Raw genomic sequence first — 16,321 nt, 5'->3', positions numbered from 1 at the left:
GGCGGCCGTCGACCTCGGGGTACCGGGTGCGCAGCAACTCGTGCCGGGTGACGACGTCGGCGAGTGCGTCGTGCAGGGCCCGGCGGTCCAGGTCGCCGGTGAGGCGCAGGGTGAGCGGCATGTTGTAGGTGGCGGAGGGGCCTTCGAGCTGGTGCAGGAACCACAGGCGTTGCTGGGCGAACGACAGTGGCAGGATGTCGGGCCGGGGGCGGGGGGTGACGGCGGTGCGGCGCGGGCCGGTGTCGGTGAGCCGGGCGGCGAGTCCGGCGACGGTCGGGGTGTCGAAGAGGGCGCGGATGGGCAGTTCGACGGCCAGGACGGAGCGGATGCGGCTGATGAGGCGGGTGGCGAGCAGGGAGTGGCCGCCGAGGTCGAAGAACGACTCATCGACGCCGACCGCGGGCAGGCCGAGGATTTCGGCGAACAGTCCGCACAGCAGCTCTTCGCGCGGGGTGCGCGGGGCCTGGCCGGTGGTGACGGGCAGGGGGTCGGGGAGTGCGGCGCGGTCGAGTTTGCCGTTGGCGGTGAGCGGGATCTCCGGGACCGACACGACCACCGAGGGCATCAGGTAGTCGGGCAGCCGCTGGAGGAGGAAGTCCCGCACGCCGTCGGTCTCGCCGACGACGTAGGCGACGAGGCGGCCGGAGCGGGGCAGCACCACGGCCTGGGTGACGCCCGGGTGGCCGCGGAGTACGGATTCGACCTCGGCGGGTTCGACGCGGAAGCCGCGCAGTTTCACCTGGTTGTCGGCGCGGCCCAGGAACTCCAGGTCACGGTGGGTGCTGTGGCGCACGAGGTCGCCGGTGCGGTACATCCGCTCGCCGGGGACGTAGGGGTCGGCGACGAACCGTTCGGCGGTGCGGGCGGGCTGGTCGAGGTAGCCGCGGGCCAGGCCGGCGCCGGCGATGTACAGCTCGCCGGGGACGCCGGGGGGCACCGGGCGCAGCCGGTCGTCCAGGACGTAGAGGCGGGTGCCGTGCATCGGCCGTCCGATGGGGACGGCCGCGCCGATCTCGCCGGTGACGGGGTGGTGGGCGGCGAAGGTGGTGGTCTCGGTGGGGCCGTAGCCGTTGACGACGGTGATGTCGGGGTGGGCGGTACGTATCCGGTGGACGGCGTGCGGGGCCACCACGTCGCCGCCGGCCCACAGCTGCCGGACGCCGGCGAACGCCTCGGGGTGGTGCTCGGCCATGACGGAGAACAGACCGGCGGTCAGCCAGAGTCCGGTGATCCGCTGCTCGGCGATCACGCGGGCGAGCTGCTCGGTGTCCGGCCGCTGGGGCGCCACCACCACGGTGCCGCCGCGCAGCAGCGGCACCCAGAGTTCGTAGGTGGAGGCGTCGAAGACCTGCGGGGAGTGGAACAGCACTCGCTCGTGCCCCTCGGACCAGCAGGGGTCGGCGGTGAGGGAGACGATGTCGGCGTGTGTGACCAGGACGCCCTTGGGTGTGCCGGTCGAGCCGGAGGTGTACATGATGTACGCGCCGCTGTCCGGCCGCAGAGCGGGCAGGCCGGTGACCGGCCCGCCGCCCTCGGGCAGTTCGCCGTCCAGCACGACTACCGGCTGGGCGTCGGCCAGCAGCAGGTCACGGCGGTGCTCCGGGTACTCCGGGTCGATCGGCACATAGACACCGCCGGCCTTCAGCACCGCCAGCACCGCGATCACGTAGTCCACCGAACGCGGCAGCACCACCGCCACCCGGGATTCCGGCCGCACGCCCCGGCCGATCAGCCAGGACGCCAGCCGGTCGGAGCGCGCATCCAGTTCCCCGTACGTCAGCCGCTCCTCGCCGTCGAGAGCGAGAGCCGCCGGGTCCTGCGCCGCGAACACCTCCGGCACCGTCCGGTCGGCGGTGGGCAGGACCTTCAGGTCCAGCAGGGCTTCGCGTTCCCCCTCCGTGAGCAGGTCGGCGGCGCCGATGGGCCGGTCGGGGGCGGTGACACAGGCGGTGAGGAAGCGCAGCCAGCGGGCCATGAGGCCGTCGACCGTCGCCTGGTCGAACAGGTCGGTGGCGTACTCGGCCCAGCCCAGCACCCCGGCCGGGCGGCCGTCGTCGGCGTACCGTTCGGCGAGGTTGACCGACAGGTCAACGCGGGAGACCCCGGTGCCGATCGGCTCGCCCGTGACGCGTACTCCGGGTAGCCGGTAGTCGGGTTCCGGGGCGTTCTGGAGGGCGAACATGACCTGGAAGAGCGGGTGGTGGGCGCTGGAGCGGCGTGGGTTGAGCTCCTCCACCAGGTATTCGAACGGCACGTCCTGGTGCGCGTACGCCGCCAGGTCGGTGGTGCGCACCCGCTCGATCAGCTCGGCGAAGCTCGGATCCCCCGACGTATCGGTGCGCAGCACGAGGGTGTTGACGAAGAACCCGACCAGCTCGTCCAGCGCCTCATCCGTCCGGCCCGCGATCGGCGTACCGAGCGGAATGTCCGTGCCCGCCCCCAGCCGGGTGCACAGGGCGGCGAACGCTGCTTGGAGCACCATGAACACCGTCGACCCGCTCTGCCGGGCCAGGGCGGTCACGGCGCGGTGCAGGTCCTCGTCCAGTTCGAACCAGGTCAGTCCGCCCGCGTAGGAGGGCACGGCGGGCCGGGGCCGGTCGGCGGGCAGCGTGATCCGTTCCGGCAGGCCGGCCAGTTGTGCACGCCAGTAGCCGAGTTGCCGGGTGAGCACACTGTCGGGGTCGGTGTCCACGCCGAGCCGGCGCTGCTGCCACAGCGTGTAGTCCGCGTACTGCACCGGCAGCGGCTGCCAGTCCGGTGCGGCGCCGCCGGACCGGGCGGTGTAGGCGGAGAGCAGATCCCGTACGAGCGGGCCGATGGACCAGCCGTCGGAGGCGATGTGGTGCAGCAGCACGAGCACCACGCACTCCCCGGAAGCGACCGGGAACAGGAAGGCGCGCACCGGGATGTCCCGGTCCAGTGCGAACGGGTGCCGGGCGGCCTCGTGCAGCGCGGGGTACAGCTCGTCCTCGGGGACCTCGCGGATGGTCCACTCGGCGGTGGCCGTGGGCAGCACCACTTGGCGCGGATCGCCGTCCACGGACGGGAAGACGGTGCGCAGCGCCTCGTGCCGGGCGATCACGTCGTCGAGGGCGGCCCGCAGCGCGGCCCGGTCGGTCTCGCCGGTCAGCCGCAGGGCCAGCGGCATGTTGTAGGTCGGTGACGCGCCTTCCAGCTGGTAGAGGAACCACAGGCGTTGCTGGGCGTGGGACAGCGGCAGCACCTCGGGGCGTTCCTGGCGGGCGAGCTCGTCGCGGGGCGCCGTGCCGGAGCCGAGCTGCGGGGCGAGCCCGGCCACGGTGGGGGTCTCGAACAGGGCGCGGATCGGCAGCACCACGCCCATGACGGAGCGGATGCGGCTGATGAGGCGGGTGGCGAGCAGGGAGTGACCGCCCAGGTCGAAGAAGGAGTCGTCGATGCCGGCCCGGGACACGCCGAGGACTTCGGCGAAGAGCCCGCACAGGACTTCTTCCTGCGGGGTGCGCGGGGCGCGGCCCGTTCCGGCGAAGTCGGGGGCGGGCAGGGCCCGGTGGTCGAGCTTGCCGTTGACGGTCAGGGGGATGTCGGCGATGGCGACGACGGCCGAGGGCACCAGGTGGGCGGGCATCCGGTCGGCCAGGTAGTCGCGCAGGCCGGTGACCAGTGCGCCGACCTGCCGGGAGGTGACCGGGGTGTTGGCCAGTCCGCCCGGAGCGGCTGCCGGGCGGTAGGCGTCGGTGACGACGGCGTCGCCGGGCGGCAGGATCACCGCGTCGAAGCGCTGCGGGTCGGCGGCCGACCAGGTGGTGATGGCGCGGTAGCCGTGTTCCGCCGCCCAGGCGTGGATGGCCTCGGGGTCGGTACCGCCGGGGCCGAGCCTGGCGTTGCCGAGTCCGGTGACGCGGACGGGCGGGGCGGCCGGCGCGTCCGTCTCGGCGAGGCCGGCGGCGGAGACGACCTCGGTGGGCTCGCGGTGCAGCACCACCTCGTAGCGGTAGGCGGTCAGTTCGTTGCGGGGCGCGCCGCGCTTGAGCCGGATGTCGGCGACGGCGTGGTGTTCTTCGGCCCACCGGGTGAACCAGGCGGGGTCGAGGAGGAGTTCCTTCTCGCGCAGCACCGCGTGTTCCACGGCGGCCCGCTGTACCGAGGGGGTGGCGTCGGGCGTCTGCCGCTGGACGACTTCGGTGTGGAAGGCGCGGAGCAGGCCGTGATGGCGCACGTCCCCGACGACGATCCGGCCGCCCGGGGTGAGGAGCGCGTACGCCCCGGCCAGGACCCGGGCGAGGTAGTCGGCGTCCGGGAAGTACTGGATCACCGAGTTGAGGACGACGGTGTCGAAGTGGCCTTCGGGCAGGCCGGTGAAGTCGTCGGCGGGCCGGCAGCGCAGTTCCACGCCGGGCAGCCGGCCGCGCAGCCGCTCGATGGCGACGGAGGACAGGTCGGTGCCCCAGTAGGACTCGACGCGGGGCGCGATCCTCGACATGAGCAGGCCGGAGCCGACGCCGATCTCCAGTACCCGGCGGGGTGCGTGTTCCATGACCCGTTCGACGGCCGCGTCCCGCCAGTCCGCCATCTCCGGCAGCGGAATCGGTCGGCCGGTGAAGCTGGAGTTCCAGCCGGTGAAGTCGTCTCCCCACGGGGCGGAGTCCGCGGAGCCGTACATCGACTCGTAGATCTCCCGCCACTCCTGCACCTGTCCGTCGGCGTCGGCCTCGGCTCCGGCTGCCGGTACGACGTAGGCGACGAGGCGGCGGTCGCCTGGCTGGTCCTCACGGGCCACGACCACGGCCTCGCCGACCCCCGGGTGGTCGCGGAGGGCGGCTTCAATCTCGCCGGGTTCGATGCGGAAGCCGCGGACCTTGATCTGGCTGTCGGCGCGGCCCCGGAACTCCAGGCCGCCGTCCGGGGTGTGGCTGGCCAGGTCACCGGTGCGGTACATCCGCTCCCCGGTGGACGCGAACGGGTCGGGCACGAACCGTTCGGCGGTGAGCCCGGGCCGGCCGAGGTAGCCGCGGGCCACACCGGGCCCCGCGACGTACAGCTCACCGGTCACGCCCGGCGGGACGGGCCGCAGGTCCGGGTCGAGGAGGTAGAGGCGCAGGTCGGGTATCGCCTCGCCGATGGGGCTGCCGGTCATGCCGGCGGTGAGGGGCTGGGCGGTGACATGGACGGTCGTCTCGGTGATGCCGTACATGTTGACGACTTCGGGGGCGTGCTCGCCGAGGCCGGCCAGCCAGTCCGCGACGCGGGCGGCGTCCACGGCCTCACCGCCGAGGATCACCAGGCGGACCGACTCGGCGAGTTCGGGTGCGGCGGCGATCAGCTGGTAGAGGGCGGAGGGTGTCTGGTTGAGGACGGTCACCCCTTCGTCGGCGAGGAGCGCGGCGAACCGTTCGGGGGAACGCGTCGTCTCGTACGGCGCGATCACCAGCCGCCCGCCGCGGGTCAAAGCGCCCCACAGCTCCCACACCGAGAAGTCGAAGGCGATCGAGTGGAAGAGGACCCAGACGTCGGAGGAGTCCACTTCGAACCACGGCTGGGTCTGCTCCAGCAGCCGTACCACGTTCCGGTGGGACACGACCACGCCCTTGGGTGTGCCCGTGGAGCCCGAGGTGTAGATGACGTACGCGGCTGCCGTGTCCGGCACCCGCACGCCGGGTGGGGTCGCCGGATACCCCGACACCTCGGGCAGGTCCGTCAGTACGACGGCGGGTGCGGCGTCCTGGACGATGAACGCCCGCCGCTCCTCGGGGTAATCGGGATCGACCGGCACATAGGCTCCACCGGCCTTCAGCACCGCGACCACGGCCACCACCAGATCGGCGGAGCGCGGCAGCAGGAGCGCGACCCGCGCTTCGGGGCGCACGCCCTGCTCGATCAGCCAGTGGGCCAGCTGGTTGGCCCGGGCGTCCAGTTCGCGGTAGCTCAGCCCGTCCACCGCGATCGCGCGCGGCGAGCGCCTGGCCCTGGAGTGGAATCGCTCGATCAGCGTCGCGGTGGTACCTGTCTCCGGCTGACTCCCCTTGCCCACCAGCACCCGGTCACGCTCCTCAGCAGTCAGAATGTCGGCCCGGCCCACGGGCTGGTCGGGATCGGCGGTCACGGCGGCGAGCAGGCGCAGCCACCTGGCGACCAGTGTTTTCACGGTCGATGCGGTGTGGATGTCGGTGGCGTATTCGGCGTGGCCGCCGATGCCCTGGGGGCGGCCGTCCTCGGCGCGCTGTTCGGTGAGGGAGAGCAGCAGGTCGAAGCGGGCGGTGCCGACGTCCGCCGTCTCCACCCGCAGGGTCAGCCCGGGCAGGGTGAACTCGCCCGCCCCGTGGTTCTGGAGAGCCAGGGCGACCTGGAACAGCGGGTGGTGTGCGGCGCTGCGCCGGGGGTTGAGGACTTCCACCAGGTGTTCGAACGGCACGTCCTGGTGCGCGTACGCCGCCAGACTCGTCTCGCGCACCCGGGCGAGGAGTTCGGTGAAGCTGGGATCGCCCGAGGTGTCGGTGCGCAGCACCAGGGTGTTGACGAAGAACCCGACCAGCTCATCCAGCGCCTCGTCTGTGCGGCCCGCGATCGGCGTACCGAGCGGAATGTCCGTACCCGCGCCCAGCCGGGTGAACAACGCCGCCAGCGACGCCTGCAACACCATGTACACCGTGGCGCCGCTGCGGAGCGCCAGCGCTTCGACGGCGGCATGCAGTTCGGCGGGGATCGTGAAGTGGCCGGTGGCGCCCCGGTAGGAGGCCACCGGCGGGCGGGGCCGCGCCGTGGGCAGTTCCAGGCGCTCGGGCAGTCCGGCCAGGTGCCGCCGCCAGTAGTCGACCTGGGTGGCGAAGATGCCGGCCGGGTCGTCGTCCGTCCCGAGCAGTTCCCGCTGCCACAGGGTGTAGTCGGCGTACTGCACCGGCAGGTGCGGCCAGTCCGGGGCGGCGCCCTCGCGGCGGGCGGTGAACGCCGTGACCAGGTCGCGGGCGAACGGCGCCATCGACCAGCCGTCTCCCGCGATGTGGTGGAACAGCACGAGGAGGACGGCCTCGGTGTCGCTCAGCCGGAACAGTCCGGCCCGGATGGGGATCTCCTCGGCCAGGTCGAAGCGGTGGCGGGCGGCCGAGGCCAGGGAGTCGGCCAGTGCGTCGGGGGTCACCCGCTCGGTGTGCCAGGCGATGCGGGCGGCCGGGCGTATCCGCTGTACGGGTTCGCCGTGCACGGCGGGGAACACGGTGCGCAGCGACTCGTGGCGCGCCACCACGTCGTCCAGGGCCGCCCGCAGCGCCGTCTCGTCCAGTACGCCGGTCAGCCGCAGGGTCAGCGGCATGTTGTAGGTGGTCGCCGAGGGGCCCTCCAGCTGGTGCAGGAACCACAGGCGGCGCTGGGCGAAGGACAGCGGCAGGGTCTCGGGCCGGGTCCGGGGGCGGAGCGCCATGCGCACCTGGCCGTCGCGGACGAGCCGGCGGGCCAGACCCGCGGGGGTGGGCGCGTCGAACAGGGTCCGGATCGGCAGTTCGGTGCCGAGGACGGCGCGTACCCGGCTGCTGAGGCGGGTGGCGAGCAGTGAATGGCCACCGAGGTCGAAGAACGAGTCGTCCACGCCGACCCGGGGCAGACCGAGCACTTCGGCGAACAGCCCGCAGAGCAGGTCCTCCTGCGGGGTGCGGGCGAGGCCGCCGGAGCCACCGTACTCGGGTGCGGGCAGGGCGCGCCGGTCGAGCTTTCCGTTGGGGGTGAGGGGGATCTCCGGGAGGGAGACCACGGCGGCGGGCACCTGGTGGGCGGGCATCCTCCGGGCGACGTGGTCGCGGAGTCCGGCTGTCGCGCCCACCACGTAGGCGACGAGGCGGCGGTCGCCGGGCCGATCCTCGCGGACGACGACCACGGCGTCCTCGACATCGGGGTGGTCGCGGAGGGCGGCTTCGATCTCGCCGGGTTCGATGCGGAAGCCGCGGACCTTGATCTGGCTGTCGGCGCGGCCCCGGAACTCCAGGCCGCCGTCCCGGGTGCGCCGGGCGAGGTCGCCGGTGCGGTAGAGGCGGGTGCCGGGTGCGCCGAACGGGTCGGGCACGAACCGTTCGGCGGTGAGCCCGGGCCGGCCGAGGTAGCCGCGGGCCACACCGGCGCCCGCAACGTACAGCTCACCGGTCACGCCCGGCGGGACGGGGTTCAGCCGGTCGTCGAGAAGGTGGAGGCGCAGGTCCGGTATCGCCTCGCCGATGGGGCTGCCGGTCATGCCGGCGGTGAGGGGCTGGGCGGTGACGTGGACCGTCGTCTCGGTGATGCCGTACATGTTGACCAGGCGTGGTGGCGCCGTGCGGCAGTTGGTGAGCCAGTGGGTGACGCGGGCCGCGTCCAGGGCCTCACCGCCGAAGACGACCAGCCGTATGCGGTCGGGCAGTTCGGGTGCGGCGGCGATCAGCTGGTAGAAGGCGGAGGGCGTCTGGTTGAGGACGGTCACCCCCTCGTCGGCGAGCAGCGCGGCGAACCGTTCGGGGGAACGCGTCGTCTCGTACGGCGCGATCACCAGCCGCCCGCCGCGGGTGAGAGCGCCCCACAGCTCCCACACCGAGAAGTCGAAGGCGATCGAGTGGAACAGCACCCACACATCGGAGGCGTCCACCTCGAACCACGGCTGGGTCCGCTCCAGCAGCCGCACCACATTGCGGTGCGATACCACCACACCCTTGGGCACACCCGTCGAACCCGAGGTGTAGATGACGTACGCCGCCGCCGTGTCCGGCACCCGCACGCCGGGTGGGGTCGCCGGATACCCCGACACCTCGGGCAGCTCCGTCAGTACCACGACCGGCGCCGCGTCCGCGACGACGAACGCCCGCCGCTCCTCGGGGTACTCCGGATCGACCGGCACATAGGCTCCACCGGCCTTCAGCACCGCCAGCACCGCCACCACCAGATCGGCCGAGCGCGGCAGCACGAGCGCGACCCGCGATTCGGGGCGCACGCCCTGCTCGATCAGCCAGTGCGCCAGCCGGTTCGCCCGCACTTCCAGCTCGCGGTAGCTCAGCGTTCGGTTCCCGAAGCTGACGGCGGTGGTGTCCGCCTCGCCGGGAACGAGGTCGATGAGCAGCGGGCCGGGCGCGGCCACGGGCGCGGGGGTGCCGAGAAGGTGGGCGTGCTCGGCGGCGGTCAGCAGCGGCGCCCGGCTGATGGGCCGGTCGGGCGTGCCTGCCAGGGCACGGACCAGCCGGGCCCATCGGGCGAGGAGGGTGTCCACATCCGCGCGGTCGAACAGTTCGCTGCTGTACTCCACCATGCCGGTGAGACCGGCGGCGCCGGGCCGTTCGGTGAGGTTGATGGCGAGGTCCACCCGCGCGGTGCCGGTGCCGACCGGTTCGGCCTCGACCTGGATCCCGGGCAGGGTGAACCGGGACTCCGGGGTGTTCTGGAGGGCGAACATGACCTGGAACAGCGGGTGGTGTGCGGCGCTGCGCGGCGGGTTCAGCACTTCCACGAGGTATTCGAACGGGACGTGCTGGTGCGCGTACGCGGCCAGACTCGCCTCCCGGACCCGGCCGAGGAGTTCGGTGAAGGTGGGGTCGCCGGAGGTGTCGGTGCGCAGCACGAGGGTGTTGACGAAGTAGCCGACCAGCTCGTCCAGCGCCTCATCCGTGCGGCCGGCGATCGGCACGCCGACCGGGATGTCGGTGCCCGCCCCCAGCCGGGTGAACAGCGCCGCCAGCGACGCCTGCAGCACCATGAACACGGTCGCGCCGGAGCGCTGGGCCAGGTCCAGCACCTGGCGGTGCGTCTCGGCGTCCAGTTCGAACCAGGTGAGGTCGCCCCGGTGCGCCGACCGTGCGGGCCGGGGGTGGGTGGTGGGCAGCGTGACCAGCTCGGGCAGCCCGGCGAGGGTGTCCGTCCAGTAGTCGAGCTGCCGGGTGAGCAGGCTGTCCGGGTCGCCGTCGGCGCCGAGCAGCTGCCGTTGCCACAGGGTGTAGTCCGCGTACTGCACGGGCAGCGGCGCCCAGTCCGGGGCCAGGCCGGAGCGGCGGCGCGCGTAGGCGGCGATCAGATCGCGGGTCAGCGGGCCGAGCGACCAGCCGTCTCCCGCGATGTGGTGCAGCAGCAACAGCAGGACGGATTCGGTGTCCTCGATCTCGAACAACCAGGCGCGTACGGAGATGTCCGTCGCGAGGTCGAAGCCGTGCCCCGCCGCTTCGGCCAGCGCGGCGTCCAGGTCCGCCCGGGCCACGGGGCGGGTGCGCCAGTCGAGGGGGACGGTGTCCGCGTCGAGGATCACCTGGCGCGGTTCGCCGTCGGTCTCGGGCAGCACGGTGCGCAGCACTTCGTGGCGGGCCAGTACGTCGTGCAGGGCCGCCCGGAGCGCGTCCTTGTCCAGGGTGCCGGTCAGCCGCAGCGCGAGCGGGATGTTGTAGGTGGCGCTCGGCCCCTCCAGGCGGTGCAGGAACCACAGGCGGCGCTGCGCGTACGACAGCGGCAGCACCTCGGGGCGTGGCACCGGGACGAGAGGCGGGTGGGCCTGGCCGGCCCCCGCGAGGTGCTGGGCGAGCCCGGCGACGGTGGGTGACTCGAACAGGGCCCGGATGGGCAGTTCGACGTCGAGGACGGCGCGGATGCGGCTGACGAGGCGGGTGGCGAGCAGCGAGTGACCGCCGAGGTCGAAGAAGCCGTCGTCGACGCCGACCCGTGGCACCCCGAGGACCTCGGCGAACAGGCCGCAGAGCACTTCCTCGTGCTGGCTGCGCGGGGCGCGGCCGGGGCCGCCGGCCGGTTGCTCCGGGGCGGGCAGGGCGCGGCGGTCGATCTTGCCGTTGGCGGTGAGCGGGATGACGGGGACCGCGACCACGGCGGCGGGCACCAGGTGGGCGGGCAGCTGCTCCCGGGCGTACGCCCGCACGCCGGTGGGGTCCCCGGTGACGTAGGCCACCAGCCGGCCGTCGCGCACCAGCACGGCGCAGTCGGTGACCGCCGGGTGGGCGCGCAGCGTGGCCTCCACCTCGCCGGGCTCGACGCGGAACCCGCGCAGTTTCACCTGCTGGTCGGCGCGGCCCCGGAACTCCAGGTCGCCGTCGGCGTTCCACCGCACCAGGTCGCCGGTGCGGTACATCCGGCCGGGACCGTCCGGGTCGGCGACGAACCGTTCCGCCGTCGCTCCGGGGCGGCCGAGGTAGCCGCGGGCCACGCCGGCGCCCGACAGGTAGAGCTCGCCGGTGACCCCGGGCGGTACCCGGCGCAGCCGTTCGTCCAGGACGCGCGCCCGCATGCCCGCCGTGGGCCGGCCGATGGGAACGGTGCCGGTGGGCTCGCCGGTCACCGGGTGGAGGGTGGCGAAGGTGGTGGTCTCGGTCGGGCCGTACGCGTGGAGGAGGGTCAGGTCCGGGTCGGCCGCGCGGGCGGTGCGCAGGGCCTGGAGCGAGACGATGTCGCCGCCGGTCCCCAGGTGTCGCAGCCCGCGGAAGGTCTCGGGGTGGTGCTCGGCGACCACGGCGAACAGCCCGGAGGTCAGCCACAGGGCGGTGATTCCGTGGTCCCGGACGGCGGCGGCCAGGGCGTCCGTGCCGGCCCGCGCGTCCGGGCCGATCACCACGGTCCCGCCGTGCAGCAGCGGTACCCACAGCTCGTAGGTGGAGGCGTCGAAGGCGGGCGGGGAGTGGAAGAGCACCCGCTCGTGACCTTGGGCGAAGATCGGGTCGGTGGCGAGTGCGACGATGTCGGCGCGGGTGACCTGCACACCTTTGGGGGTGCCGGTCGAGCCCGAGGTGTACATGACGTAGGCGGCGGTGTGGGCGGGGACGGTCACGCCCGGGTCGGTGTCCGGCTGGGCCGCGCTCTCCACGGGGCCGTCGACGACCAGTGCGGGGCGCGCTTCGGTGAGCAGGCGGGTGCGGTGGGCCTCGGGGTGGGCGGGGTCGAGGGGGAGGTAGCCGGCGCCGGCCTTGAGTACGGCCAGGACCGTCACGACGAACTCCACCGACCGGGGCAGGACCACGGCGACCAGGTCCTCCGGGCGGACGCCCCGGGCGATGAGCCGGTGGCCGAGCCGGTTGGCGCGCCGGTTCAGTTCGCCGTAGGAGATCCGCTCACCGCCGATCAGCGCGGTCGCGGCCGGGTCCTGGGCGGTGAAGAGGGCGAGGAGGTCCGGCTGCGGGCCGGTGGGCGCGCCGGTCTCCCATCCGGCCAGTGCGTGCCGTTCGGCGGCGGTGAGGATGCCGGCCGTGCCGATCGGCCGGCCGGGGTGGGCGAGGAGCGCGCGCAGCAGCCGCTGCCAGCGCGCCAGCAGGGTGCGGACGGTGGTGGCGTCGAAGAGGTCGGCCGCGTACTCGACGAAGCCCTCGAAGCCGTCCGCGCCCTCCACCACGTTCACGAAGAGGTCGAAGCGTGAGGTGCCCATGGACTCCAGGCGGGTGCGTACCGTCAGGCCGGGGACGGACAGCTCCTGCCGGGGGGTGTTCTGCACGGCGAAGCCGACCTGGAACAGCGGGTGCCGGCCGGGCAGCCGCTCGGGGTTGAGGACTTCCACCAGGTGTTCGAAGGGCACGTCCTGGTGCGCGTACGCCGCCAGACTCGTCTCGCGCACCCGGGCGAGGAGTTCGGTGAAGCTGGGATCACCCGAGGTGTCGGTGCGCAGCACCAGGGTGTTGACGAAGAACCCGACCAGCTCGTCCAGCGCCTCATCCGTGCGGCCCGCGATCGGCGTACCGAGCGGAATGTCCGTACCCGCCCCCAGCCGGGTGAACAACGCCGCCAGCGACGCCTGCAACACCATGAACGCGGTGGTTCCGGTCCGCTGGGCCAGCTCCGTGACCTGCTGCCGCAGGTCGGCGTCCAGGGCCAGGGGCAGCCACGCGCCGCGGTAGGAGGGGGTGGCCGGCCGGGGGCGGTCGGTGGGCAGGCCCAGTTCGGCCGGCAGGCCGTCGAGCTGCCGGCGCCAGTAGTCCAGTTGCTCCGTCAGAAGACTGTCGTCGAGCAGGTCGCGCTGCCACAGCGTGTAATCCGCGTACTGCACCGGCAGCGGGGTCCACGCCGGCGGGCTTCCGGCGCGGCGAGCGGTGTAGGCGGTCATCAGGTCGGCGGCGAGCGGGGTGAGCGACCAGCCGTCCCCAGCGATGTGGTGGACCAGGAGCAGCAGGGTGTGCTCGGTGGGCGCGGTGCGGAACAGCCAGGCGCGCACGGGCAGGTCGCGGTCCAGCCGGAAGCCGTGCCGGGCAGCGGCGGCCAGACGGTCCGGCAGGTCGTCCGGGGTCGTGTCGTGCGGGGTGAGGTCCACGGCGGGGTCCTCGCGCAGCACCTGGTGCGGGACGCCGTCGGTCTCGGCGAAGACCGTACGCAGCGCCTCGTGCCGGCCGACCACGTCGTCCAGGGCGGTGCGCAGCGCCGTGTGGTCCAGCGGTCCGGACAGCGAGAGCACGAGCGGGATGTTGTAGGTGGGCGAAGGGCCTTCCAGCCGGTGCAGGAACCACAGGCGGCGCTGCGCGTAGGACAGCGGGAGGAGGCCGGGCCGCGGGCGGGCGGTCAGCGCGGTCCGGGTACGTCCGCCGGCGAGGCGGCCCGCCAGGGCGGCCACCGTCGGCGCGTCGAACACGGTGCGGACCGGCAGTTCGGCGCCGAGTGTGGCGCGTACCCGGCTGGCCAGCCGGGTGGCGAGCAGCGAGTGGCCGCCGAGTTCGAAGAAGTCGTCGTGGACGCCGACCTCGGAGATGCCGAGCACCTCGGCGTACAGCTCGCACAGCGCTGTCTCGGTGGGGGTGCTCGGCGGGACGAGCGGGGTGCCGGTGGGCCGTCCGGGGGCCGGCAGGGCGCGGCGGTCGGTCTTGCCGTTGGCGGTGAGCGGGATGGTCTCCAGGACCACCAGGGCGGAGGGGACCAGATGGGCGGGGAGCCGGTCGCGCAGGTGGTCGCGGAGGGCCGGTACCAGGGCGCCGGAGTGGCGGGCGGTGGAGGGGTCGTTCGCCAGCGGCCGGGTGCCGTGGCCGGGGCGGAAGACCGCGGGGGTCTCGGCCTGGCCGGGGAGCAGGACGGCGTCGAACGCGTCCGGGGTCTCTCCGGAGGGGGTGAGCAGGGCGGTCAGGCCGTGCTGTTCGGCGTGCCGGGCCAGCTCCTCGGGATCGACGGCTGCGGCCGGGGCGGCCGTGCCGGGAGGAGTGAGGCGGGTCTCGCTCTCCAGGCGGGCGTTGGGCAGGCCGGTGAACCGTGCCGGGGCCCGCTCCACGGCGTCGGCGACCGTGTGGACATCCCGGCCCCAGCGCAGCTCCGGCAGTACCGGCAGCTCCGGCCGCGTCTGCGGGTCGGCGGGCGCGCCGCCGCGGTGCAGCACCACCTCGTAGCGGTGCCGGGTGAGTTCGTTGTGCGCGGCACCGCGCTTGAGCCGGATGTCGACCGAGGTGACGTCCGGCTCGTCCTCCTGGAACCGGTGGAACCACTCGGGGTCCAGCAGGAGTTCCTTCTCCATCCGCACGGCGTGTTCGACGGCGGCGCGGGCCCGCTCGGGCGACTCACCGGGGTACCGGGCGGCCCGTACGCCGGCGCGGAAGGCGCGCAGGGTGGCCAGGTTCCGGACATCGCCGACGATCAGCCGCCCGCCGGGGGCGAGCAGGGCCAGTGCCCCGCGCAGGACATCGCGCAGGTAGCCGGCGTGGGGGAAGTAGGCGATGACACTGTTGAGCACGATCGTGTCGAAGTAGCCCTCGGGCAGTCCGGTGAGGTCGTCGGCCGGCTGGGCGCGCAGTGCGACCCGGTCGGCCCAGGGGTGGCCGCCGATCCGTTCCCGCAGCCGGCGGATGCCGGTCCCGGACAGATCGGTACCCCAGTAGGAGTCGACGCGCGGCGCGATCCGGGCCAGCAGCAGACCGGAGCCGACGCCCAGTTCCAGGACCCGGCGCGGTTGCCCGGCCAGGACGGTGTCCACGGCGGCGTCGCGCCAGGCGCGCATCTCGGGCAGCGGGATCGGGTCTCCGGTGTAGCTGGAGTTCCAGCCGGTGAAGTCCTCGTCCCAGGCTTCGGGTGCCGACTCGGCGTACATCGACTCGTAGACGGCGTGCCATTCGCCGAGTTGTTCCGCCGCCTCTCCTTCGGTGGGGGCGGGTACGACGTAGCCGACGAGTCTGCGCTCGCCGGGGCGGTCCTCGCGGGCGACGACCACGGCGTCCCGGACGCCGGGGTGGTCGCGCAGGACGGCCTCGACCTCGCCGGGCTCCACGCGGAAGCCGTTGAGCTTGAGCTGGTCGTCGGCGCGGCCCAGGAACTCCAGGTCGCCGTCGGCGTTGCGGCGCACCAGGTCGCCGCTGCGGTACATCCGCTCCCCCGGCATGTACGGGTCGGCGACGAACCGTTCAGCGGTGAGGGCGGGCCGGTCGAGATAGCCCCGGGCCACACCCGTACCGGCGATGTACAGCTCACCGGTCGTGCCGGGCGGGACCGGGCGCAGTTCCGTGTCGAGAACGTGCAGCCGCATGGCGTCCATCGCCGCACCGATCGGCACCACCGCGCCGACCTCCCCGGTGACGGGGTGGCGAGCGGCGAAGGTGGTCGTCTCGGTGGGGCCGTAGCCGTTGACGACGGTGAGGTCCGGGTGCGCCTCACGGACCCGGCGCACCGCCTGCGGGGAGACGACATCACCACCGGTCCACACCTGCCGCACCCCGGCCAGTGCCTCGGCGTGGTGCTCGGCCATGACGGAGAACAGACCCGCCGTCAGCCACAGGGCGGTGACGCCGTGTTCGGCCACGGTCCGGGCCAGCCGCTCGGTGTCCAGCCGGCCCGGCGGCGCGACGACCACCGTGCCGCCGCGCAGCAGCGGCACCCACAGCTCGTACGTCGAGGCGTCGAACACCTGCGGGGAGTGCAGGAGCACCCGCTCGTGCCCCTGCGCGAAACACGGGTCCTGGGTGAGCGCCACGATGTCGGCGTGCGTGACCTCCACGCCTTTCGGTGTCCCGGTCGAACCCGAGGTGTACATGATGTAGGCGGCGCCGAGCGGGTGCCCGCCGGCCGGCGGGGGCTCCGGGCGGTCCTCGGTGGCGGGCAGGGCGTCCAGGACCACCACGGGACGGGCGTCCGCCAGCAGGTACCGTCGCCGCTCCGGTGGGTACTCCGGATCCACCGGCACATACACGCCACCCGCTCTCACCACCGCGAGCACCGCGACGACGTAGTCCACCGAACGCGGTAAGAGCACGGCCACCCGGGACTCCGGCCGCACACCGTGTTGCCGCAGGCGACCCGCGAGACGGTCGGAACGTTCCGCCAGTTCGGCGTAGGTCAGTTCCGTTTCACCGGAGACCACTGCCACGGCTGCCGGGTTTCGTGCCACCGACGCCGCAAAGAACTCGGTCACGGTGCGCGCGGACAAAGCGAAACCCGAAGCGAAACTGGCTGCCAT

At 73.4% G+C, this 16,321-nt stretch carries 1 protein-coding gene (only partly in view); it reads right to left on the bottom strand.

Annotated elements, in window-relative coordinates; translation table 11 throughout:
- Positions 1-16,321, bottom strand: the start of a protein-coding gene (locus tag BM385_RS07695) for a non-ribosomal peptide synthase/polyketide synthase (protein WP_254791468.1). The gene continues 25,130 nt to the left of window position 1, outside the view; the window shows 16,321 of its 41,451 coding nt (coding positions 1-16,321); it begins with the start codon at positions 16,319-16,321; the stop codon falls past the left edge of the window.

This window comes from Streptomyces harbinensis (assembly GCF_900116145.1).
GTDB lineage: Bacteria > Actinomycetota > Actinomycetes > Streptomycetales > Streptomycetaceae > Streptomyces > Streptomyces carpaticus.
The sequence above is the reverse complement of the archived record's forward strand: the minus strand, read 5'-3'. Positions and strand labels throughout refer to the sequence as shown.